This is a genomic window from Kitasatospora sp. NPDC088391, from assembly GCF_044753345.1.
Taxonomy (GTDB): domain Bacteria; phylum Actinomycetota; class Actinomycetes; order Streptomycetales; family Streptomycetaceae; genus Kitasatospora.
The window spans coordinates 327,288-344,415 of sequence record NZ_JBIVNB010000001.1 but is presented as its reverse complement, the minus strand read 5'-3'; the positions used below and the strand labels follow the sequence as shown (position 1 = coordinate 344,415).

Annotated in this window: 21 protein-coding genes; 13 read left to right on the top strand and 8 right to left on the bottom strand. The window is 78.0% G+C overall.

Going from position 1 to position 17,128, the window contains the following annotated elements; translation table 11 throughout:
• Positions 1-176 precede the first annotated feature (176 nt).
• Positions 177-350 carry a hypothetical protein gene (locus ACIQBJ_RS01415; protein WP_400701532.1) on the bottom strand — a complete coding sequence of 58 codons (174 nt, stop codon included), beginning with the start codon at positions 348-350 and terminating at the stop codon, positions 177-179.
• 164 nt (positions 351-514) lie between these two features.
• Here ACIQBJ_RS01415 and ACIQBJ_RS01410 point away from each other — a divergent pair, with 164 nt between their 5' ends.
• Positions 515-1,255, top strand: coding sequence for a hypothetical protein (locus tag ACIQBJ_RS01410; RefSeq protein WP_400701529.1), 741 nt, complete (start codon positions 515-517; stop codon positions 1,253-1,255).
• 9 nt (positions 1,256-1,264) lie between these two features.
• Here the strand turns inward: ACIQBJ_RS01410 and ACIQBJ_RS01405 are convergent, their stop codons facing one another.
• Positions 1,265-1,657, bottom strand: coding sequence for a nuclear transport factor 2 family protein (locus tag ACIQBJ_RS01405; RefSeq protein ID WP_400701526.1), 393 nt, complete (start codon positions 1,655-1,657; stop codon positions 1,265-1,267).
• Between the two features lie 123 nt (positions 1,658-1,780).
• On the opposite strand from ACIQBJ_RS01405, the gene ACIQBJ_RS01400 reads away from it, so the two are divergent.
• Positions 1,781-2,224, top strand: a complete 444-nt coding sequence (locus ACIQBJ_RS01400; RefSeq protein WP_400701523.1) for a MarR family winged helix-turn-helix transcriptional regulator — start codon at positions 1,781-1,783, stop codon at positions 2,222-2,224.
• 7 nt (positions 2,225-2,231) lie between these two features.
• On the opposite strand, the gene ACIQBJ_RS01395 is transcribed toward ACIQBJ_RS01400, so the two are convergent.
• A complete protein-coding gene (locus ACIQBJ_RS01395; protein WP_400703436.1) occupies positions 2,232-5,849 on the bottom strand; it encodes a SpoIIE family protein phosphatase in 3,618 nt (1,205 codons plus the stop codon).
• Positions 5,850-6,162: 313 nt separating this feature from the next.
• Between ACIQBJ_RS01395 and ACIQBJ_RS01390 the strand changes: the two genes are divergently transcribed.
• Entirely contained in the window at positions 6,163-6,549 is a 387-nt protein-coding gene (locus ACIQBJ_RS01390) for an STAS domain-containing protein (protein ID WP_400701520.1), read from the top strand.
• Positions 6,550-6,664: 115 nt separating this feature from the next.
• Complete coding sequence (locus ACIQBJ_RS01385; RefSeq protein WP_400701517.1) at positions 6,665-7,084, top strand: ATP-binding protein; 420 nt, start codon at positions 6,665-6,667, stop codon at positions 7,082-7,084.
• A gap of 8 nt (positions 7,085-7,092) precedes the next feature.
• Here the strand turns inward: ACIQBJ_RS01385 and ACIQBJ_RS01380 are convergent, their stop codons facing one another.
• The gene (locus ACIQBJ_RS01380) at positions 7,093-8,343 is read right to left on the bottom strand and encodes an NAD(P)/FAD-dependent oxidoreductase (RefSeq protein WP_400701514.1); all 1,251 of its coding nucleotides are present in this window, start codon (positions 8,341-8,343) and stop codon (positions 7,093-7,095) included.
• A gap of 185 nt (positions 8,344-8,528) precedes the next feature.
• On the opposite strand from ACIQBJ_RS01380, the gene ACIQBJ_RS01375 reads away from it, so the two are divergent.
• The 4 genes from ACIQBJ_RS01375 to ACIQBJ_RS01360 all read left to right on the top strand — a co-directional run bounded on the left by ACIQBJ_RS01375 (position 8,529) and on the right by ACIQBJ_RS01360 (position 11,275).
• Positions 8,529-9,002 carry a DUF4383 domain-containing protein gene (locus ACIQBJ_RS01375; RefSeq protein ID WP_400701511.1) on the top strand — a complete coding sequence of 158 codons (474 nt, stop codon included), beginning with the start codon at positions 8,529-8,531 and terminating at the stop codon, positions 9,000-9,002.
• Positions 9,003-9,103: 101 nt separating this feature from the next.
• Positions 9,104-9,709, top strand: a complete 606-nt coding sequence (locus tag ACIQBJ_RS01370; RefSeq protein WP_400701508.1) for a sigma-70 family RNA polymerase sigma factor — start codon at positions 9,104-9,106, stop codon at positions 9,707-9,709.
• Between the two features lie 31 nt (positions 9,710-9,740).
• Complete coding sequence (locus ACIQBJ_RS01365; protein WP_400701505.1) at positions 9,741-10,223, top strand: DUF427 domain-containing protein; 483 nt, start codon at positions 9,741-9,743, stop codon at positions 10,221-10,223.
• On the top strand, positions 10,217-11,275 hold the full coding sequence (locus ACIQBJ_RS01360) for a MerR family transcriptional regulator (RefSeq protein ID WP_400701502.1): 1,059 nt from the start codon (positions 10,217-10,219) through the stop codon (positions 11,273-11,275). The genes ACIQBJ_RS01365 and ACIQBJ_RS01360 overlap by 7 nt, the downstream gene beginning before the upstream one ends.
• A 46-nt stretch (positions 11,276-11,321) precedes the next feature.
• Here ACIQBJ_RS01360 and ACIQBJ_RS01355 read toward each other — a convergent pair whose 3' ends face one another.
• Positions 11,322-11,984 (bottom strand): TetR/AcrR family transcriptional regulator, encoded by a 663-nt coding sequence (locus tag ACIQBJ_RS01355; protein WP_400701499.1) that lies wholly within the window; start codon positions 11,982-11,984, stop codon positions 11,322-11,324.
• A gap of 121 nt (positions 11,985-12,105) precedes the next feature.
• Between ACIQBJ_RS01355 and ACIQBJ_RS01350 the strand changes: the two genes are divergently transcribed.
• Positions 12,106-13,239 (top strand): FAD-dependent oxidoreductase, encoded by a 1,134-nt coding sequence (locus ACIQBJ_RS01350; RefSeq protein WP_400701496.1) that lies wholly within the window; start codon positions 12,106-12,108, stop codon positions 13,237-13,239.
• Positions 13,240-13,316: 77 nt separating this feature from the next.
• Here the strand turns inward: ACIQBJ_RS01350 and ACIQBJ_RS01345 are convergent, their stop codons facing one another.
• Complete coding sequence (locus ACIQBJ_RS01345; RefSeq protein ID WP_400701493.1) at positions 13,317-13,559, bottom strand: chaplin; 243 nt, start codon at positions 13,557-13,559, stop codon at positions 13,317-13,319.
• 545 nt (positions 13,560-14,104) lie between these two features.
• On the opposite strand from ACIQBJ_RS01345, the gene ACIQBJ_RS01340 reads away from it, so the two are divergent.
• A complete protein-coding gene (locus tag ACIQBJ_RS01340; RefSeq protein ID WP_400701490.1) occupies positions 14,105-14,539 on the top strand; it encodes an SRPBCC family protein in 435 nt (144 codons plus the stop codon).
• A gap of 159 nt (positions 14,540-14,698) precedes the next feature.
• On the opposite strand, the gene ACIQBJ_RS01335 is transcribed toward ACIQBJ_RS01340, so the two are convergent.
• Together ACIQBJ_RS01335 and ACIQBJ_RS01330 are read right to left on the bottom strand one after the other, a co-directional pair.
• Positions 14,699-15,097 carry a DUF2267 domain-containing protein gene (locus ACIQBJ_RS01335; RefSeq protein ID WP_400701487.1) on the bottom strand — a complete coding sequence of 133 codons (399 nt, stop codon included), beginning with the start codon at positions 15,095-15,097 and terminating at the stop codon, positions 14,699-14,701.
• Positions 15,098-15,246: 149 nt separating this feature from the next.
• Positions 15,247-15,684: an Hsp20/alpha crystallin family protein gene (locus ACIQBJ_RS01330; RefSeq protein ID WP_400701484.1), complete on the bottom strand. Its 438-nt coding sequence runs from the start codon at positions 15,682-15,684 to the stop codon at positions 15,247-15,249.
• 110 nt (positions 15,685-15,794) lie between these two features.
• On the opposite strand from ACIQBJ_RS01330, the gene ACIQBJ_RS01325 reads away from it, so the two are divergent.
• From ACIQBJ_RS01325 to ACIQBJ_RS01315, 3 genes are all read left to right on the top strand, one after another.
• Positions 15,795-16,490 (top strand): type III effector protein, encoded by a 696-nt coding sequence (locus tag ACIQBJ_RS01325; RefSeq protein WP_400701481.1) that lies wholly within the window; start codon positions 15,795-15,797, stop codon positions 16,488-16,490.
• A complete protein-coding gene (locus ACIQBJ_RS01320; RefSeq protein ID WP_400701478.1) occupies positions 16,465-16,740 on the top strand; it encodes a hypothetical protein in 276 nt (91 codons plus the stop codon). Before ACIQBJ_RS01325 ends, ACIQBJ_RS01320 begins: the two co-directional genes overlap by 26 nt.
• A 98-nt stretch (positions 16,741-16,838) precedes the next feature.
• Positions 16,839-17,009 (top strand): hypothetical protein, encoded by a 171-nt coding sequence (locus tag ACIQBJ_RS01315; protein WP_400701476.1) that lies wholly within the window; start codon positions 16,839-16,841, stop codon positions 17,007-17,009.
• The last annotated feature ends 119 nt before the right edge of the window (positions 17,010-17,128 follow it).

Sequence of the window (17,128 nt, the reverse complement as noted above, 5' to 3'; positions counted from 1 at the left end):
CGCGCGCGCCCCCCCCCCCCGCGGGGCGGGGGCGGGCGCCCCCCCCCCCCCGCGCGGGGGGGGCCCCCCCCCCCGCGGGGGGGCGCCCCCCCCCCCCCCCCGGGGGGGGCCCGCCGGGAGGACAGCGGAAAGGCCCGGCCCCTCGTCGGGGCCGGGCCTTTCCGTCGGTCGGATGCTCAGGGCGCGACGGCGTCGGCCGCCGGGGGCGCCTCCTCGTCGTCGTCCTCGGCCTTCGCCCGGACGTCGGCGGGCGTGGGCGCGGTGATCTCGCGCTCCTCGGCCGAGCGTTCGCGGACGCTCTCCCCGGGCGCGTCCTCGGCGGCGCGGTCCTTGCCGTCCTGGGTGGTCATCGCGGACTCCTCTCGATCGTCGGTCAAGGTCCCCGGGCGGCTACCCCGAACCCGCCGGGCCACACCGGTCAGCCGCCGGCCGGGCCCGCGCGGGGCGATGCGTGGGCGGGCCCGGGCGGGGCAGGCGGGGAGGCAGGTGATCGCACCGAACGGGAGGCCGCCGCATGGACACCGGGGAACAGCCCCTGAACGCGCACCGGGCGAAGGCACTGCACGCCTTCCCGCGGCACGGGCGGCGCGGGGAGGCCCGGCTGCCCGCCGTGCTGGCCGTGCTGGCGGCCGTGCTGCTGTACGTGGCGCTGCCGGAGCGGCTGCTGGTGGGGCCGCGCTTCGTGCTGCCGGCGCTGGAACTGCTGCTGCTGGTCCCGCTGATCGCCGTCAACCCGCGCCGGATGACCCGGCAGAACCGGCTCTCCCGGACGCTCTCGCTGGTCCTGGTCGCCCTGATCGGCGTCAGCAACCTGGTGGCGCTCGGACTGCTGATCGACGCCATGGTCACCGAGCGGGCCGGCGACGGCGGTTCGCTGCTGCTGGCCGCGCTGCAGGTCTGGGCGACCGGCATCATCGTGTTCGGCCTCGCGTTCTGGGAGCTGGACCGCGGCGGCCCGGTGGTGCGCACCCAGGCCGACCGCTCCGAACTGCCGCTCGCCGACTTCCGGTTCTCCCAGGACGAGAACGACGACGCCGTCGAGGAGGTCGCCGACGGGTCCAGCCGCGCCAGCGACTGGGTGCCCACCCTGATGGACTACCTGTACGTCTCGGTGACCAACTCCACGGCGTTCAGTCCCACCGACACCATGCCGCTCTCCACCCGGGCCAAGGCGCTGATGGCGGTGGAGAGCATCGCGGCGCTGATCACCTCCCTGCTGGTGATCGCCCACGCGGTGGGCGTGCTGGACTCCTAGGGCACCGGTTCAGCGGGCGCTGCCCAGGTCGCGGTCGGCGGCGGCGCCGGCGAGCAGCAGGGTGGTCTCCTCGATCCGGCGGAAGCGGCCGTCCGGGGCGAGGTCGGCGAAGACGTAGACCTCCATGCTGACGGCGGAGCCGTCGGTCTTGGTGAGGTGGACGGTGTGGCGGTCGGCGTAGCGGGCGCCGTCGCGGAGTTCCTCGTGGACCTCGACCCGGCCGTCGGCGACCAGGGTGCGCAGGTGGGCGATGTGGGCGAGGAACTCGTCGCGGTCGGCCCAACCGCCGTCGGTGCGCTGGCGGTAGTCGGGGGCGAAGTGCCGGTCGGCGGCCTCGGCGAGCGGGAGGCCGGGGGTGAGCAGCAGGTCGGTGAGCGCGGCCTCGATGCCGGTGCGGGTCATGGCGGACATCCTTCGATAAGTGCGTGCGCTCCGCACGCTTCTTCTCGACCCTAGCCCATGTGCGTGCGCAGCGCACGCAAAAAAGGCCGGGGGAGCGTGCGGCGCGCACGCTAGGGTGGGGGAATGGAGAACGATGCGGGCCCCGAGATCGCCGACGCGCTCGGCGTCCTGCTCCGCCGCACCACCCGCGCCCGCCTGCACGGCCGGCTGACCGAGGGCATGGGCCCCGCCCTGGACGAGCTGACCTACCCCGTGCTGAGCGCCCTCGCCCGCACCGGCCCGCGCAGCGCCGCCGACCTCGGCCCCGAGGTCGGCCTGGACCGCTCCGGCGTCACCCGGCGGGCGAGCCGCCTGGAGGAGGCCGGCCTGGTCCGCCGCGAACCGGACCCCGCCGACCGCCGCGCCCAGCTCCTCGTCCTCACCGGCCCCGGCGAGCGGGCCGTCGCCGAACTGCGCCGCCGCCTGGCCGGGTTGATCGACGACAGCCTCGCCGACTGGCCCCCCGGCGAGGCCGCCGCCTTCGCCCGCGGCCTGCGCCGCTTCACCACCGAGGGCCCGTTCGCCTGACCCGCCGTCAGTCCGGGCGGCGGTGCAGCAGGACCGCCACGTCGTCCTCGTAGCCCTCGGCCGGGCGCAGCGCCCGCACCACGTGCGCGGGCAGTTCGGCGGTCGGCCGGCCCAGGGCGTCCACGACGGCCCGGCCGGCGGCGGCGATGCCGGTGCTGATGCCGGTGCGGCGCCGCTCGACCAGGCCGTCGGTGTACAGCAGCAGGACGGAGCCGGCCGGCAGCACGCGGACGGCCTCCGGGCGCGGCTCCCCGGGGCGGACCGCCAGCGGCAGCGAACGCCCGCCCTCCAGCAGCGACACTCCGCCGTCCGGCCCGACCAGGACGCCCGGCGGGTGGCCCGCGCTGGAGTGCCGCAGCTCCCCGGTGACCGGGTCCAGGACGGCGCAGAAGACCGTGGTGCAGACCGCCCCCGGCACCGTCGCGGCGAACGCGTCCAGCGCGCCCAGCACCCGGGCCGGCTCCGGGTCCCGGAGCAGCAGGGCCCGGCAGGCGCTGCGGAGCTGGCCCATCACGGCGGCGGCGGGCAGCCCGCGCCCGACGCAGTCGCCCAGCACCAGCCCGATCCGCCCGTCCGGCAGCGGCACCGTGTCGTACCAGTCGCCGCCGACCTCCAGCGGCGGGGTGGCCGGCTCGTAGTGGACGGCGAAGCCCGCCGGCAGCCGCGCCGGACCGAGCAGGGCGCGCTGCAGGGCGAGCGCGGTCGCCCGCTCCCCGTCGGCCCGGTGCGCCCGGGCCAGGCCCTCGGCGAGCCGCCCGGCCAGCAGGGTCAGCAGCAGCCCGTCCTCCGCGGTGAAGGGCCGCCCGCCGCCCAGCTCGACCACCAGGACGAGCGGCCCGTCGGGGTGGTCCAGCCGGATGGCGGCGCCGGTGGCGGACGGGACGGGCGTGAGGCCGGGCCCGGCGGCGACCGCGCGCAGCGCGGCCCGCTCCAGCCCGTCCGGCCCGGCCGGGTCGGCTCCCGGCCCGGTGACCGCGGGCGGCCCGCTGTCGCGGTCGAACCGGACCGCCGCCACCCGCTCGGCGCGCCACAGGTCGCGCAGCACGTCCAGGGCGCGGTCCAGCGCCTCCTGCGCGCCGCCCGCCCCGGCCAGGCACTCGGTGAGCGCGGCGAGGGCGCTCTCGCGCCGCCCGGCGTAGTACTCGGCGGTGACGTCCCGGAAGGTGCCGACGGTGACGGTCCGCCCGGTCGCCGGGTCCTGGGCGCGGTGGAAGGTGCCGTGCAGCCGCAGCCGCCGGCCGTCGCGGTGGACGGCGGGAACGGTGAAGCTGCCCTGCTCGGCGCCGGTCAGCACGGCCAGGGCGTCGGCGGCCAGCCGGTGCCCGTCCGGGTCGGCCGCCGGATCGGGCCACCACGGGTGCGCGGGCCGGTACGGCAGCCCCTCGGGGCCGTGGCCGAGCAGCTCGGTGAACGCCGCGTTGGTCCGCAGCACCGTCCCGTCCGCGTCGCAGACGAAGAACGCGTCCTGGAGGGAGTCGATCAGCGCGCCCTGCCAGCGGGCGTGCTGCTCGCGCAGCCGGGCCAGCCGGAGCGCCGAACGGACCCGGGAGAGCAGCTCGGCGGCGGCGAACGGCTTCACCAGGTAGTCGTCCGCCCCCGACTCGAAGCCGTCGATCGCGTCGTCGCGGCCCGCCCGGGCGGACAGCAGCAACACCGGCAGGGCCGCCGTGCGCGGGTCGGCGCGCAGCGCCGCGACCAGCTCCAGCCCGTCCGTGCCCGGCATCATCACGTCGCTGATCACCAGGTCGGGGGCCGCGGCCCGGACGGCGGCCAGGGCCTGCCCGCCGTCCCCGACGGCCGTCACCCGGTGCCCGGCGCCGCGCAGCACCCGGGACAGGTAGTCGCGCAGGTCGGCGTTGTCGTCGGCGACCAGCACGTGCCCGGCGCCGGTGTCCGCCGTGGCGGGGGAGTCGGTGGCGGGGGAGTCGGTGGCGGAGGAGTCGGCCGCGGGCGAGCCGGCCGCGTCTGCGGCCGGGCCGTCCCAGCGCAGCGCCTCCTGGAGGAACGGCTCGGCGTCCCCGACCGGCCCGGCCGGGGACGCGGTGCGGCCGGGGGCCAGCGGCAGGGCGACGGTGAAGACGGTGCCCCGGTCCGGGACGGAGGAGACCTCGATCGTGCCGCCGTGCAGGTCGACCAGCTCCCGGACCAGGGCCAGCCCGATGCCGCTGCCCTCGTGCGAGCGCGCCCGGCCGTTCTCCACCCGGTGGAAGCGGTCGAAGACGTGCGGCAGCTCCTCGGCCGCGATGCCGACCCCGGTGTCCTCGACCGAGACCAGCGCCCGCCCGCCCCGCTCGCGGACCCGGACCCGGACCGCGCCCTCGAAGGTGAACTTCAGGGCGTTGCCGAGCAGGTTGAAGAGCACCTTCTCCCACAGCGACGGGTCGACCAGCACCGGGGCGGACAGCGGCGGGCAGTCCACCTCCAGCCGCAGCCCGGCCCGCTGCAGGGCGGAGCGGAACACCGACGCCAGCTCGGCCGTCACCCGCGCCAGGTCGACCGGCACCGGGCGGGCCCGCATCCGGCCCGCCTCGATCCGGGAGAAGTCCAGCAGCGTGTTGACCAGCCGCCCGAGCCGCAGCGCGTTGCGGTGGACGGTCTCGGCGTCCTCCCGGGCGTCCGCGAGGGCCGCCGCGTCCAGCCCCGGCGGTCCGGCCGGCCCGGCCTCCGCGAGCCGCTGCCGCAGCCCCTCGGCGGGGCCCGCGATCAGCGCCAGCGGGGTGCGGAACTCGTGGCTGATGTTGGAGAAGAACGCGGTCTTCGCCCGGTCCAGCTCGGCGAGCTGCTCGGCCCGGCGCTGCTGCGCCTCGTGGCCGCGGGCACTGGCGATCCCGGCCGCCAGCCGGCCCGCGATCAGCTCGACGAAGCCGAGCTGGCCGTCGTCGGCGGGCCGGTGCCGGTTCAGGCCGACCACCAGGAAGCCGGACGGGCCGCCCCCACCGGGCGAGAGCAGCGGCACCACCCGGGCCTGCCGGGGCGGCTCCGTCCAGGCGCCGCACGGCAGCCCGGCGAACACCGGGCCGTCCAGCGACAGCGTCCGGGCCTCCCCGGCCCGGGCCGCCGCGACCGGCCACGGCCCGTCCTCCGCCGCCCGGGCGGGCACCGCCGGGTGGCCGTCCGGGACGCCCGAGGAGGCGGCCAGCCGCGCGCCGCCCCGCTCGTCGAACAGGTAGGTCAGGGTGAAGGGCAGGTCGTACGGGTTGCGGCCGAGCTGCCGGGCGCCGAAGGCCAGGAACTCGTGCTCGGTGCGCACCGCGCCCGGGTCCGAGCCCAGGTCGCGCAGGGTCGCCATCCGGCGCTCCGCGACCACCCGCTGGGTGTCCTCGCTGACCACGCACAGCACGCCCACCACCGCGTCGGCCTCGTCGCGCAGCGGGCTGTAGGAGAAGGTGTGGTACGTCTCCTCCCGGTAGCCGGAGCGCTCCAGCCACAGCAGCAGCGCCTCGTCCCAGGTGGCCCCGCCCCCGGCGAGCACGTGCTCGATCCGCGGCCGGGCGTCGTCCCAGACCTCCGCCCACACCTCGCGGAACGGCCGGCCGAGCGCCCACGGGTACTTGTCGCCCAGCGTGTCGCGCCGGTACGCCGCGTTGCAGAAGAAGGTCAGCTCCGGGCCCCAGGCCATCCACATCGAGAACCGCGAGGACAGTACGGTGTCCACCGCCGAGCGCAGGCTCTGCGGCCACCGCTCCGGCTCGCCCGGCGGGGTCGCGGCCCAGTCCACCCGGGCCAGGTCGGCACCGACCACCGGGTCCGCGCCGAACACGCCGCGCCCCGCCCCGTCGCCCTGACCACCCGCCACCGGGCACCTCCCTCGCACGCCGTCCCGTGCTTCTCCCACCCGCCCATTGTCGCGGGTCGCGGACCTTCCGACTGCCCGCTCCGGGCCCGCCCAAGCACCGCGCCGCGACAAGATCGGGAACGGAGGGCCTACCATGACCGGCATGAAGGACACCCCGCAAGGCCCCGGCAAACCGCCCGGCCCGGCCGTGCTCCGCTTGCACGGCGAGCTCGACTTCGCCCGCGAGCGGGAACTCGCCGAGGCCGTCGACGCGGCCCTGACCGACGGGGCCCGGACCCTGGTCCTGGACGTCTCGGCGGTCACCTTCGCCGACTCCTCGACGCTGCGGACCCTGGTCCTGGCCCAGCAGCGGGCCGAGGCCGCCGGCGGCGGCCTGGTGCTGCTCGGACCGCTCTCGCCCGCCGTCCGCCGCCTGCTGGAGATCACCGCCACCGACGGCTACTTCACCGTCGTCGACAGCCTGCCGCGGGCCGCGGCGGCCGCCGCCGACCCGGCGTGCCGGAGCCCGCACCGTGCCGGAGCGGAGTGACCCGCGGCCGATAGCGCCGCATCATCCGTCCCCACGGGGGCACACGAACCCCAACCCCCTCCGGTCGGCCGCCCAGGCCGACCCCTACCGCGCCGCAGACGATGCGAGGACGTTCATGCCGCACGACGCCCGGCCGCCGTCCCCCGCAGCTCCCGTCCCGCCGGCCCACCCCCCGGTGCGGACGGCCGGACAGGCGAGGGCCGCCGTCGCCCGCCTGCTGGGCGACGCCGGACACCCCGGCGGCCGGGTGCTCGCCGACGCCCAGCTCGCCGTCACCGAACTGGTCGCCAACGCGCTGCGCCACGGCGGCGGCCTGACCCGCTTCGACGCCCGGCTCGGCCCCGACGGCACCCGGCTGGTGATCGAGGTCGAGGACGGCGACGACCGCCACCCCGTCGGCCGGCCGCTCCCCGGCCCCGACCCGGCCGCCCCGGGCGGCCGCGGCTGGGCGATCGTCCAGGCCCTCGTGGCGACCTGCCAGGTCGAGCCGCTGCCGGCCGGCGGCAAGCGCATCCGGGTCACCTTCGCGCTCTGACCCCGCCGTTACGACGACCCGCGACCCGCCCGGTCGGCGGCCAGGTCGGCGAGGAGCTCGCGGGCGGCCCGCGCGCCCGAGGCCAGCGCGCCCTGGACGGAGCCGGTGGTCCGGTGGTCGCCGCAGACGTACCGCCCCGGGGCGTGCCGGGAGGTCCGGGTCAGCGGGTGCGGGGCGGGCATCGAGGGAAGGGCGTACGGGATGCGGTACGCGGCCAGCGCCTGCCAGCCCGAGGTGTCGCACCCGTACAGCTCCGCCAGCCGGGCGCGCACCCCGCCCTCCGCCGCCCCGGTGCCGAGCACCGAGGTGGAGACCAGCGACAGGCCCGGCGGCGCGCACCACGGCACCACCTCCGACAGCACCACCGAGTTCAGCACCCGCCGCTCGCCGTCCACCAGCAGGGTCGGTTCGGCCAGCGGGCTGCGCTCCGCCGCGTGGTAGAACGTCGTCACCGCCCGGCCCTCCGGCACCCGCAGGCCCGGCAGCAGCGCCCCGGCCGCCACCGGGTCCGCCGCCACCACCACGGCGCGCGCCGCCACCTCCCGGCCGTCCGCCAGCACCACCCCGCCCTCCCGGACCTCCGCCACCCGCCGGCCCAGCTCCAGCGCCCCCGGCGGGAGCCGCGCGGCCAGCGCGGCCGGGACCGCCCCGACGCCCGCTGCCGGGAGGGCGAGCGTGCCCCGGATCATGCTGCGCCAGTACAGGTGGAACACCCGCGCCGAGGTGGTCAGCGCGTCCTCCAGGAAGACCCCGGACAGGAACGGCCGCAGCACCCCGTCCACGGTGGCCGCCGACACGCCCGCCCGGCGCAGCGCCGCCGCCGTCGGCGCCTCCCGGCCGTGCCGCAGCACCGCCGCCGGGAGCAGCCCGTCCCGCAGGCCGAGCGCCCCGAGCACCGCCGCGTCCCGGGGCGGCAGCACCCGCCCGGCCAGCAGGTCGCCCGCCAGGCCGGGCCGCCGGGTCGGATCGGCGACCCGGCGGCGCCCGCCCGGGCCCGCCAGCAGGAAGCCCGGCGTGAACGGGCGCAGCCGCAGCGCCGCCAGGTCGAAGCGCCGCCGCACCTGCGGGTACGAGGTGTTGAACACCTGGAACCCGCGGTCCAGCCGGAAGCCCTCCCGCTCGTCGGTCCGCATCCGCCCGCCCACCGCGTCGGACGCCTCCAGCAGCCGCACCCGCCGCCCCGCCGCCGCCACGTCCAGCGCGCAGGCCAGCCCGGCGAGCCCCGCGCCCACCACCACGACGTCCACGTCCGTGCCCACGTGTTCCTCCTCTTCCTCCTCGTCCGGTACCGCTCCGATGCGGATTCGGACCGGGCCGCCCCGGCGGATGGGAGGCCCGGCCGGTGCCGAACGCTGCGGGAACGCTGCGAGTGCCGGGCGGCCCCGGTGCGGGCGGACGGTGGGAGGCGGAGGCGCCCGCCTCCCCGACCGGAGGAGGGACCGTCATGGACCTTCGCGACGAACTTCCCGTCGACCACCGCCTCGCCCGGGTCTACCGGTACGGCGCCGGCCTGTGCGGCGTGGTCCTGCTGGTGTTCGGCCTGCTCGGCGCGACCGACGGGCTGGCGTTCTTCAGCACGAACGGCGAGAACGTGGCCGGGCTGTCCAGCAACGGCCTGCTCAGCCTGGTCTCGATCCTCACCGCGGCGGTCCTGATCGCCGGCGCCGTGATCGGGGGCAACACCGCCTCGACGATCAACATCGTGGTGGGCTGGCTGTTCGTGCTCAGCGGCTTCGTCAACCTGGCCCTGCTGGACTCCGGGGCCAACGTGCTGGCGTTCCGCATCCCCAACGTGATCTTCAGCTTCGTGATGGGGTTCCTGATCGCCACCTTCGGCATGTACGGCCGGGTCAGCAGCAAGCTCCCGCACGACAACCCGTACTGGCGCAGCCGCCACGCCCGGCCGTCCAAGGTCTGACCGCCACCCGCCCGCCCGTCGACCGGTGCGAAGCGATGCGCGAAACGATGCACGACCGATGCAAGTGGCCGGAAGCGACGCGGGAGCGGACGGTGGTGACCATGGCGGCCACCCTGCACACCACCCGGCACCAGCCCGTTCCCGTCGCGTCCGGACCCGAGCGGTCCGCGGCCCTGCGCAGCCTGCTGGAGCAGGTCGCCCGGGGCGACCGGGAAGCGTACGAGGACCTGTACGAGGCGCTCGCGCCCGTGCTGCTCGGCATCGCGCTGAAGGTCCTCCGGGACGCCTCGCACGCCGAGGAGGTGGCCCAGGAGGCGCTGCTGGAGATCTGGCGCTCCGCCCCCGCCTACCGCCCCGAACGCGGCTCGGTCACCGCCTGGGCCTGCACCATCGCCCACCGCCGCGCCGTCGACCGGGTCCGCTCGGTCCGGGCCCGGGTCGAGCGCGAGCAGCGCGTCGTCCGGGAGGACCGGCCGGTCGCCGAACCCGTCGCCGACCAGGTCGAACGCGCCCTGGACGCGGCCCGGGTCCGGCGCGCCCTGGCCGAACTGACCGAGGCCCAGCGCGAGTCGCTGGTGCTCGCCTACTACGCCGGCTACTCGCAGACCCGGATCGCCGCCGTCCTCGGCGTCCCGCTCGGCACCGTCAAGAGCCGGGTCCGGGACGGCCTGCTGCGCCTGCGCGCCGCCTTCGGCGAGGACGAGTGAGCCCGGCCCCCACGCAGGAGGTGCAGAAGCCATGACGGAGTCCGCCCGCGCGACCGAATCGGTGTGGCACTACCCGCGGCCCCCCGCGCTCGTCCCCGACGGCCGCCTGGTCGAGGTGCGCTTCGCCGGGCGGCTGCTCGCCTCCACCCGGAACGCCCTGCGGGTCCTGGAGACCAGCCACCCGCCGGTGTTCTACCTCCCGCCGGAGGACGTCGACACCGCCCTGCTCCGGCCCGCCGACGGCGGCTCGCTCTGCGAGTGGAAGGGCCTGGCCCGCTACTGGGACGCGGTCGCCGACGACCGCGAGTCGCCCCGGGCCGCGTGGAGCTACCCGGACCCGCTGCCCGAGTACCGGGCGCTCCGCGACCACCTGGCGTTCTACCCCGGCCGGGTCGACGCCTGCACCGTCGACGGCGAGACCGTGCGCCCCCAGCCGGGCGACTTCTACGGCGGCTGGATCACCGACGAGGTCGTCGGCCCGTTCAAGGGCGGACCCGGGACCACGGGATGGTGAGCCCCGGGGCCCCGCCGCTCCCGTCCGTCGACGGGGGCCCGGCCGACCCGACCGCCCTCGGCGCCGACCCCGGGCCGGGCGTGTCGACCGGGGCGGTGGCCCGGCACCTCGGCGTGTCGCCCACCACGGTCCGTTCCTGGGAGCGCCGCTACGGCATCGGCCCCGCGCACCGCGACCCCGGACAGCACCGCCGGTGGAGCGCCGAGGACATCGCCCTGCTCGACGCCATGTGCCGCCTCACCGCGCGCGGCGTCCCGCCGGCCGAGGCCGCCCGGGCCGCCCGCGCGGCGGTCGGGGCAGCGCCCGTGGCGGCGGGCGGTGCGACGGGTGGCCCGGGCGGTGCGACGGGGGCCGCGGGCCCCGGCCCCGGCGGTCGCGGGCCGGGCGGCAGTCGGGCGATGCGGGTCGGCGCGGTCCGGCCGGAGTGCCGGGGGCTGGCCCGGGCCGCGCTGCGGCTCGACGGGCCCGAGGTCGCCGACATCCTGCGCGCCGCCCTGGACGCGCTCGGCCCGGTCCGGGCCTGGACCGAGGTGATGATGCCCGCGCTGCGCGCCGCCGGCCGCAAGTGGGCGGCCGACGGCGAGCAGTACGTCGAGGTCGAGCACCTGCTGTCCTGGCACGTCTCCGCCGCGCTGCGCGCCGTCGCCGTCGCCCCGGCCGCCCACCGGGACGGCCCGCCCGCCCTGCTGGCCGCGCTGCCGGGGGAGCAGCACACCCTCCCGCTGGAGGCGGTGGCCGCCGCGATGGCCGCGCGCGGTCTGCCCTACCGGATGCTCGGCGCGGCGGTGCCGCCGCGCGCCCTGGTCGACGCCGTCGAGCGCCTCGGCCCGTCCGCGGTGCTGCTCTGGTCGCAGAGCCGGGAGACCGCCGACCCGCGCCTCGCCCACCGGATCGGCGCCGCCGAATGGGGCCCGGCGGGCTCCCGGACCCGCCCCCTCCTGATCGCCGCGGGACCGGGCTGGAACCGCCCCGCCCCGCCCCCGGGCGCGGCCCGCCCCGCCTCCCTGGAAGCCGCCCTCGCCCTCCTCGACCGGGCCGTGCCCCGCGGCTGACCCGCGGTGGCGGGTCGACGAGGGGCGTCGGCCGGGACGGCCTGGCTCAGGTCCTCGGCGCGGCGGGGGCGGTGAGGGCGGTCCAGCCGAGGTCGAGCAGGTCGAAGGCGCGGGCCAGGGCGGCGGGGACGTCCTGGTGGGCCGCGGCGGCGCGGGGGGCCTCCAGGGCGAAGTGGGCCAGCGCGGTGCAGGCCGGGTCGTCCGCGGGCAGGCCGCTCTGCTCGGCGACGACGGCGGCCAGCGCGGCCGTGTGCCGCAGCCACATGGCCTGGCGGTGGTCGCGCAGGGCGGGGGTGGAGTCCACCAGGGCCAGGAAGGCCGCGAAGCGCGGGTCGCCGTCGGTGGCGCCCCGGCGGTGGCGCAGGGCGTGCTCGCACAGCGCGGCCGGGACGGACTGCCCCGCAGGCCGGTCGCGGACGGCGGCGAGCAGGACCGCCTCCAGGTCGGCCTCCTCGTCGAAGACCAGCGCCTCCTTGGCCGGGAAGTGCTTGAACAGCGTGGTGGTGGAGACGTCCGCGGCGTCCGCGATCTCCCGGATGCCGACCTCGTCGTAGCCGCGCTCCAGGAACAGGCGCAGCGCTGCGTCGGCGATGGCCTGCCGGGTGGCGGCCTTCTTGCGCTCGCGCCGCCCCGGCGGCGGAGGCGGGGGCGGGGGCGGTGCACTCGGGGGCAGGGGCGGGGGTGGCGGAGGCGGCGGGGTCTCGGACATGGCGGCAGTCTACCCACCGAGTTGAGCTGATTCAAAAGTTGACTCGTTGCACTTATTGAACCGTTGTGCTTTTCTGGCCCGGGGCGCACCCGCCCCGTCCGCCCCGCGAAGGAGCACCCCCATGGCCCCCGCCACCCCCGCCCCCCGGATCGCCGTCGTCGGCGCCGGCCCCGGCGGCCTGACCTGCGCCCGGATACTGCAGCGCCACGGCATCGCCGTCACCGTCCACGACCGCGACCCCGGGCCCGACGCCCGCGGCCAGGGCGGCACGCTCGACCTGCACGAGGACGACGGGCAGCTCGCCCTGCGCGCGGCCGGACTGCTCGACGAGTTCTTCCGACTGGCCCGCCCCGAGGGCCAGGAGATGCGCCAACTCGACGCCTCCACCGCGGAGTCCGTCTTCCACCACGTCCCGGCCGCGGACGACCGCAGCAGGCCCGAGATCGACCGCGGCCGGCTCCGCGACCTGCTGCTCGACTCGCTCGCCCCGGGCACCGTGCGGTGGGGCCGCACCCTGCGCACCGTCGAGGGGCCCGCCGACGGGCCGCGCCGCCTGCGCTTCGCCGACGGCACCGTCACCGAGGCCGACCTGGTGATCGGCGCGGACGGCGCGTGGTCCGCGGTCCGCCGCGCGCTCTCCCCGGCGGTCCCCGCGTACACCGGGATCGCCTTCCTGGAAGCCTGGTTCCACGACGTCGACACCCGCCACCCCGAGGTCGCCGCCCTGGTCGGCCCCGGCAGCGCCGCCGCGGCCGACGGCGAACGCGGCCTGTACGTCCAGCGCGGCGGCGGCGGGCACGTCCGGGCGTACGCCGTCCAGCGCGTCCCCGCCGACTGGCTCGCCGCCGCCGGGCTCACCGCCGGGGACACCGAGGGCGTCCGGGCCCTGCTGCTGGAGCGCTACCGCCACTGGTCGCCGCGGCTGCGCCGGCTCCTCACCGACAACGACGGCCACTACGTCGAGCGCCCGCTGCACGCCCTGCCCGTCCCGCACCGCTGGGAGCCCAGCCCGAGCGCCACCCTGCTCGGCGACGCCGCGCACCTGATGCCCCCGCTCGGCGTCGGCGTCAACCTCGCCATGCTCGACGCCTGCGAACTCGCCCTCGCGCTGGCCCGCCACGACACCCCCGCCGAGGCCGTCCGCGCCTACGAGGCCGTCATGCTGCCGCGCTCCGCCGCGACGCAGCGGCGGCTCGACGGCGCCGCCGACGGGCTGCTCTCCGCCGAACCCCACGACCCCGCCGCCCACGGGTGACCGGGCCGGGTCCCCGGAACGGCGGACGGCGGCCCCTCCCGGTGCGGGAGAGGCCGCCGTGCGGCGCGCGGGGCAGGTCAGCCCACGTTGGCGCAGGAGTTGCCGAACGCCGGGTTCAGCGCGCCGATCAGGTTCAGCGAGTTGCCGCACACGTTGACCGGGATGTGCACGGGGATCTGGATCAGGTTGCCGGACAGGACGCCGGGCGAGCCGGCGGCCACGCCCTGGGCGCCCGCGGAGGCGGAGGCGACTCCGGCGGTGCCGAGCACGGCGGTGGCGGCCAGGGCCAGGGCGGCGAAGGAGGTACGGATGGCGGACATGTCGAACTCCTTGGTGTCGGACGGGGTGCTGCCCCGGGCGGGGCGGCACCGTGCGTTCGGGTGCCCGGGCCGGCGGCGCGCTCCGGGGGCGCTCCTGCGCCCCGGCGGTGCACGGGTCCGGTACGGGCTGCGGCGGGTACGGATGCCGTTCCGCGGGTCGAACGACACGTACTCTGCTCCGCCGACGCCCGCAGGTCGCGGTGGCCGGGCCGTCGGGGTGTCCCGGCCACCCGTGCGGCCCAGTCCGCTCACCCGTCCGGCCGGGGTGCGGGGCCGCTTGTCCTCCGAACGGGTGAAGCTGGCGGCGGCCGCCCATCCGCCGCCCGCCCCGCCGCGAAGGCCCGGTGTGCGCGTCGCCGGGGTCGGCCGTCGCGTACGGCGCGGGGACGGGGCCCACGGGTCGGCACCTACGGGCCCCTCCCCGCGCGACCACCGCCGCCCGTCCGCTCCCCATCCGTTCCCCATCCGTTCCCCATCCGATCGGCGTCCGGTGACGAACCGCCCGTGGCGACGAGGTCGTTTCACGTCCAAGGAGGAGCGGGCAGATGGTCACCGTCCAGCGCAGCATCACCGTCCGGCGCACCGCCGCCGAAGTCCTCGCCTACCTGGCGGACTTCGGCAACGCGGTCGAGTGGGACCCCGGCACCGAGAGCTGCGCCAGGACGGACGCCGGCCCGATCGGTGTCGGCTCGGCCTGGACCAACGTCTCCCGCTTCCGCGGCCGCCGGACCACGCTGCGCTACACCCTCGAACGGTACGAGGAGCACCGGCTGGTGTTCGTCGGCCGCAACCGCACCGTCACCTCCACCGACGACATGGTGCTGCACCCCTTCCCCGACCGGACGGTGCTGGTCTACCGGGCCGAACTCCGCTTCCACGGCCCCGCCCGGCTCGCCGCCCCCTTCCTGCGCCCCGCCTTCGAGCGGCTCGCCGACGGCGTCGCCGAACGCCTCCCGCAGGCCCTGGCGGAGCACCCCTGACACCCGCGGCCGCGCCGGGCCGGGCGCGGACCGGTCCGGCGCTGTGCCGCGGGAGTCGTCCTTCCTCGGGGCAGGGGGTCGGTCGGGGAGCGGCAGCAGGCGGACGGGCGAACGGCGGTGCGCGCCCGGCGCGGTGCGGGCGGGACCGGGCCGGCGGGCTCAGGCGGCGACGGTCAGGTCCGGGCGGCCGAACAGCAGCGCGTAGCCGCGCGGGAGACGGGCCAGGAGGCGGGCGGTGAGCCCGGAGCCGGCCGACCCGGCGAGGGTGACGAGCACGCTGGAGGCGTCCCAGCGGGCGGCGGCCAGGCTGGTGCCGAGCGTTTCGGCGACCGCCTCGACGAAGGCGGGGGCGCTCACCGGCGCGGGCAGCGGGAGCCGGGCGGTCAGGACGGCGCGGGCCCGTTCGGGGAGGACGGCGGCGAGGTCGCGGCGCTCGTCCCCGGAGAGCTGGGGGCCCAGGTGGGTGAGGACGGCGGTCAGGACGCGGGCGGCCTCCTCGTCGGTGCGGTAGCGGCCCGTGTCGCGGACGAGCCGGAGGAGGCGGCGGTGTCGGGTCATGGGAGTGGGCCTTTCCGGGTCGGGCCGCCCGGGCGGCCGGTCGGCGGGGCGGCGCGGGTGTGCGGACGGGAACGGGGCCGTGCGGGACGTGACGGGACCGGCGGGGTCCGGGGCCGTGCCGGGCGGGCCGGCCCCGGACCCGCGGCCGGTCAGGCGCGGATCTGCTTGGCGCCGCCGCTGTGCGTGACGGCGACCTTGCGGGGCTTGGCCCGCTCCGCGACGGGGATGCGCAGCGTCAGCACGCCCGCCTCGTAGTCGGCGGTGATGCCCTCCGGGTCGAGGGTGTCGGACAGCATGATCTGCCGGGAGAAGACGCCCAGCGGGCGCTCCGACAGCTCCCACTTCACGTCCGGGCCCTGCGGGCGGGGCCGCCGCTCGGCCTTCACCGTCAGCATGTTCCGTTCGACGTCGACGTCGATCGCCTCCGGGGCCACGCCGGGAAGGTCGAAGCAGACCACGTACTCGTCGCCGGCCCGGTAGGCGTCCAGGGGCATCGGCGCGGGCCGGGACCACGTCCCCGACGTGCCGCCGACGAACTGCTGGGTCAGCCGGTCCAGTTCGCGGAACGGGTCAGTGCGCATCAGCATCGCGAAACACCTCCACAAGTCGAATGGGTGCCAGTGCGCTTCACCTGACACAGGTTTAGCACGTCATCCGTCGGATGACAAAGCCTCCGTGTCGTTGTTACGGTGACGCCATGAGCCAGCAGTCCCCGCACACCGGCGACGGGCCCGCCGACCAGGCCGGACCCGTCTCCTTCCTGGCCGCCGCGGCCGCCCTGGCGGCCATCGACGAGGCGGTCCGCACCGCCCGGACGCCGCAGGCCGACCCGGCCCGCCCGGGCGCCGCCGACGCGCGGTCCGAGGGCTCCGCCCCGGCCCTCGCCGCGCTGGTCCTGCTGCGCGAGCTGCGCACCCAGCTGGCCGGCTGGGAGGCCGGCCTGGTGGAGGAGGCCCGGGCGGCCGGCGCCACCTGGGCCGACCTCGCCCGCCCCATGGGCGTGGCCAGCCGGCAGGCCGCCGAGAACCGCTACCTCCGGCTGCGGCCCGCCCCCGCCCCGGGCGCCCCGGCGACGGGTGCCGAGCGGGTCAAGGCGGTCCGCGACCACCGGGCCGCCGAACGGGCCGTCGGCGCCTGGGCCCAGGAGCACGCCGCCGAGCTGCGCGTCCTCGCGGCCCGGATCACCGCCGCCGCGCTCGCCCCCGAGGCCCGGCCCGCGCAGGCCGTGCTCGCCACCGCGCTCGGCGCCGCCGACGCCGCCGACCTGGTGGAGCCGCTCGCCGACATGCGCACCCACCTGGGCAGCGCCCACCCCGACCTCGCCGACCGCCTCGACGACCTCGCCCACCGCACCGACCGGCTGCGCCATGACAGCGACCGCCGACGCGCCTGACCCGGCCCCGGGCCCCGACCGCTGGCAGGAACTGCTGGACGGCATCGCCCGCACCAGGGCCCGGCTGGAGCGGGAACTCGCCGCCACCGCCGCCTCCTTCGACGCCCGGCTGGCCCGGCTCGACGCCCTGCGCCGGGAACTCGCCGGGGGGCGGCCGGAGCCCGGCCCCGCCCGCCCCCCGGAATCCGGCGCCGACCGCCCCCCGGAGGACGGCGGCCCGCAGGCCGGCCGGTACGCGCTGATCGGCTGAGCCCCGGCCCGCCCGGTGGGCGGTCGGCTTGCGGAGCGCCCGGGCGCGGGCGGTGATGGAGGCAGGAGCAGGTCCGCCGTTCCGCCGAGGAGGAAGCGATGTCCCACCACAAGTCGAACCAGTCCGTCGAGGGCGACCCGGACACCGGCCACGGCCGGGGGATGCCGCGCCGGCCCGACGAGGAGGAGCTGGAGGAGCGCACCGAGGAGGACCGCGAGGAGGTCGGCCTCGACCCCGACGGGGACGGGGACGGGGACGGCGACGCGTAGCAGGACACCCCGGTACGTGTGAGTGGCCCCGGCGGCGGGACCCGCCGGCGCCACCCCCCGACCCGGGGGCGGCGGGCGGGGGGGGGGCCCGCCCCCCCGGGGGGCCGGCCGGCGCCCCG

What these genes read in the sequence shown, in the direction of transcription:
- ACIQBJ_RS01415 (WP_400701532.1), bottom strand. Translation starts at nt 350, where the DNA reads ATGACCACCCAGGACGGCAAGGACCGCGCCGCCGAGGACGCGCCCGGG.
- ACIQBJ_RS01410 (WP_400701529.1), top strand. Translation starts at nt 515, where the DNA reads ATGGACACCGGGGAACAGCCCCTGAACGCGCACCGGGCGAAGGCACTG.
- ACIQBJ_RS01405 (WP_400701526.1), bottom strand. Translation starts at nt 1,657, where the DNA reads ATGACCCGCACCGGCATCGAGGCCGCGCTCACCGACCTGCTGCTCACC.
- ACIQBJ_RS01400 (WP_400701523.1), top strand. Translation starts at nt 1,781, where the DNA reads ATGGAGAACGATGCGGGCCCCGAGATCGCCGACGCGCTCGGCGTCCTG.
- ACIQBJ_RS01395 (WP_400703436.1), bottom strand. Translation starts at nt 5,849, where the DNA reads ATGTGGATGGCCTGGGGCCCGGAGCTGACCTTCTTCTGCAACGCGGCG.
- ACIQBJ_RS01390 (WP_400701520.1), top strand. Translation starts at nt 6,163, where the DNA reads ATGAAGGACACCCCGCAAGGCCCCGGCAAACCGCCCGGCCCGGCCGTG.
- ACIQBJ_RS01385 (WP_400701517.1), top strand. Translation starts at nt 6,665, where the DNA reads ATGCCGCACGACGCCCGGCCGCCGTCCCCCGCAGCTCCCGTCCCGCCG.
- ACIQBJ_RS01375 (WP_400701511.1), top strand. Translation starts at nt 8,529, where the DNA reads ATGGACCTTCGCGACGAACTTCCCGTCGACCACCGCCTCGCCCGGGTC.
- ACIQBJ_RS01370 (WP_400701508.1), top strand. Translation starts at nt 9,104, where the DNA reads ATGGCGGCCACCCTGCACACCACCCGGCACCAGCCCGTTCCCGTCGCG.
- ACIQBJ_RS01365 (WP_400701505.1), top strand. Translation starts at nt 9,741, where the DNA reads ATGACGGAGTCCGCCCGCGCGACCGAATCGGTGTGGCACTACCCGCGG.
- ACIQBJ_RS01360 (WP_400701502.1), top strand. Translation starts at nt 10,217, where the DNA reads ATGGTGAGCCCCGGGGCCCCGCCGCTCCCGTCCGTCGACGGGGGCCCG.
- ACIQBJ_RS01355 (WP_400701499.1), bottom strand. Translation starts at nt 11,984, where the DNA reads ATGTCCGAGACCCCGCCGCCTCCGCCACCCCCGCCCCTGCCCCCGAGT.
- ACIQBJ_RS01350 (WP_400701496.1), top strand. Translation starts at nt 12,106, where the DNA reads ATGGCCCCCGCCACCCCCGCCCCCCGGATCGCCGTCGTCGGCGCCGGC.
- ACIQBJ_RS01345 (WP_400701493.1), bottom strand. Translation starts at nt 13,559, where the DNA reads ATGTCCGCCATCCGTACCTCCTTCGCCGCCCTGGCCCTGGCCGCCACC.
- ACIQBJ_RS01340 (WP_400701490.1), top strand. Translation starts at nt 14,105, where the DNA reads ATGGTCACCGTCCAGCGCAGCATCACCGTCCGGCGCACCGCCGCCGAA.
- ACIQBJ_RS01335 (WP_400701487.1), bottom strand. Translation starts at nt 15,097, where the DNA reads ATGACCCGACACCGCCGCCTCCTCCGGCTCGTCCGCGACACGGGCCGC.
- ACIQBJ_RS01330 (WP_400701484.1), bottom strand. Translation starts at nt 15,684, where the DNA reads ATGCTGATGCGCACTGACCCGTTCCGCGAACTGGACCGGCTGACCCAG.
- ACIQBJ_RS01325 (WP_400701481.1), top strand. Translation starts at nt 15,795, where the DNA reads ATGAGCCAGCAGTCCCCGCACACCGGCGACGGGCCCGCCGACCAGGCC.
- ACIQBJ_RS01320 (WP_400701478.1), top strand. Translation starts at nt 16,465, where the DNA reads ATGACAGCGACCGCCGACGCGCCTGACCCGGCCCCGGGCCCCGACCGC.
- ACIQBJ_RS01315 (WP_400701476.1), top strand. Translation starts at nt 16,839, where the DNA reads ATGTCCCACCACAAGTCGAACCAGTCCGTCGAGGGCGACCCGGACACC.